Below are 1,871 nucleotides of genomic sequence, written 5' to 3'. Positions count from 1 at the left end.
CCCGAACGAGGTCTGGCATTTCGAGGTGTTCGGCGAGGGGCCGGACAAGATCGGGGGTGTATGGGCGGCTGTCCGCATCCCGGACGATCATGTGGGGGTGTCGGCCAATATCTCGCGTATCTCGACGCTCGACCTGAAGGACAGGGATAACTATATGGCTTCCGAAAACGTATTTTCTGTTGCTAAGAAGATGGGCTTCTGGGACGGCAAGGAGCCGTTCAAGTTCTGGAAAGCCTACAGCGGGGGTAACTATTTCGGCGAACCGAAGGCATTCAGCATCCGCGAGTATTTTATTCTGAATGCGCTTGCCCCTTCCCTCCAACTGTCGTACGACTCGGAAGAGCTGCCGATCAGCGTGAAGCCGGACAAGCCGGTTGCCGTAACGGATGTGATGGCATTGCTACGCCAGACGTATGAAGGGACGGAATGGGACATGACGAAGAATCTGAAAGTGGCTGTCAAGAACAAGGAGACGAAGGAAACGGATACGATCACAAGTCCGGCGGCTAACCCCTGGATGGGAACAGATATGCTGAATATGCTGAACGGCGTGAAGGAAGGGACGGTGACACGCAATCGCTTAGTGGCGGTTCCGCAATGTTCCTACTCGCACGTGATACAGCTTCGCAGCTGGTTGCCGGATGCAGTGGGCGGCGTTGCCTGGCTGTCGTTCGACAACCCGGGGCAGAGCCCGCGTATCCCGGTATTCTCCGGTACGACCGACCTGCCGGCTGCTTTCGGTATCTGCGGACAGCACCGCCACCGTGAGGATGCCATCGTATGGAAATACCGAACGGCAAACAAGTTGGCTACGGTTCGCTGGGGATTGACCAAAGAGAAGATCAACGACGCAGTCGCCCATTTCGAGGAAAAGGGTTTATCCGAAATGCCTTTCGTGGAAAATCGCTACAAAGAGTTGCAGGACAGCAAAGGGGAAGAGACCGCACGGGCTTTCCTGACCGGCTACACGGCCGACTTCGCAGGAGCGACAATCCTGCGCTGGCAGGAGATGGCGGACAAGTTCTGGAAGATGTTCGCGAGGGGATTCTGAACAATTGACCGATATTCATATAATAGATAATAGTTGCTTTCCAAGACACGATAATTAATAATTTAATCTTTATATACATGAAATCACTTATTCTATCTTGCATGCTGGCTTTCTCTGCTTCGGCAACGTTCGGTCAGGGGTACCAGTTTACGGAAGTGGTAACGGTTCCCGCTACCCCGGTTAAGAACCAAGCGGCAACAGGGACTTGCTGGTGCTTTGCCACTACGTCGTTTATGGAATCCGAACTGCTTCGTATGGGGAAAGGTACGTATGACCTTTCGGAGATGTTCATCGTCCGCCAGAAATATATGAACCAGTTGCAAGACAACTACCTGCGTCGCGGGGACGGTAATATCGGACAGGGCAGCCTTTCGCATACTTTCATGAATGCGTACCGCCAGGTAGGGATCGTACCGGAAGAGGTATATACGGGTATCAACTACGACTCCGAGAAGCATAACCACAGCGAGATGGTTCGCTACATGCACGCCATCGCCGATGTGGCAGTGAAGGCGAAACAGCGCAGTCCGGAATATGACAAGCTGATTGCTAACCTGTTCGACACCTACCTGGGAAAGCTGCCGGAGAAGTTCACGTATAAAGGAAAGGAATATACGCCGAAGTCATTCGCCGAATCCTTAGGACTGAATATGGACGACTATATCGAACTGACCAGCTTCACGCATCATCCGTATTATGTGAAGTTCGACGTGGAAGTGCCGGACAACTGGGAACATTCCCTGATGTATAACCTGCCGCTCGACGAGATGATGCAAACGGTGGATTATGCCCTGAACAACGGTTATACGGTCTGCTGGGA

2 protein-coding genes are annotated in these 1,871 nt (G+C 52.7%); both read left to right on the top strand.

Annotated features, from left to right (window positions below):
- Positions 1 to 1,051, top strand: a 1,051-nt coding sequence (locus BHV83_RS00490) for a C69 family dipeptidase (protein WP_286755310.1), incomplete at its 5' end; no start/stop codon positions are given.
- Positions 1,052 to 1,128: 77 nt separating this feature from the next.
- A partial coding sequence (locus BHV83_RS00485) for a C1 family peptidase (protein WP_502687951.1) occupies positions 1,129 to 1,871 on the top strand: 743 nt, incomplete at its 3' end.

Source organism: Parabacteroides sp. merdae-related_45_40 (assembly GCF_001915675.1).
Note: the sequence above shows the minus strand (reverse complement) of the source record. Positions and strands in the feature narration are given on the sequence as shown.